Annotated in this window: 1 protein-coding gene; it reads right to left on the reverse strand. The window is 24.4% G+C overall.

Annotated elements, in window-relative coordinates:
• Nucleotides 1-73: 73 nt before the first annotated feature.
• Nucleotides 74-369: hypothetical protein (locus A9G44_RS13680; RefSeq protein WP_218837542.1), on the reverse strand; the 296-nt coding region annotated here is incomplete at its 5' end.

Below are 369 nucleotides of genomic sequence, written 5' to 3' on the forward strand. Positions count from 1 at the left end.
AAATTATTGCATTATCCTCTTTTGCAATTATGATCATCACAATATTACTATTTTGTATATTAATTCAGTGAATTTATTCTAAATAAGGTGATATACATCTACTAAATTCATCATTGTCTACTTTTGCTAAAAAAGTTTTATAAAATACAATTTGTTTCGCACTCGGATTATTAGGAGACCAAATTTGATCATAACAATATGGTATTTCTACTAATAGATTATTTTTTTTCAAATAAGAATTATCTACCAAATTATTACACGTTTGTCGGTAATAGTCTTTCCATTTTTTACGCATTATTAGATTAAAATCGTCTGTTTGTTCAAATAGATTTGATTCTGAATAAATGGTTAAACATGGTTTATTGAATG

This window comes from Gilliamella sp. Occ4-3, from assembly GCF_001690675.1.
Lineage (GTDB): Bacteria > Pseudomonadota > Gammaproteobacteria > Enterobacterales > Orbaceae > Gilliamella > Gilliamella bombi.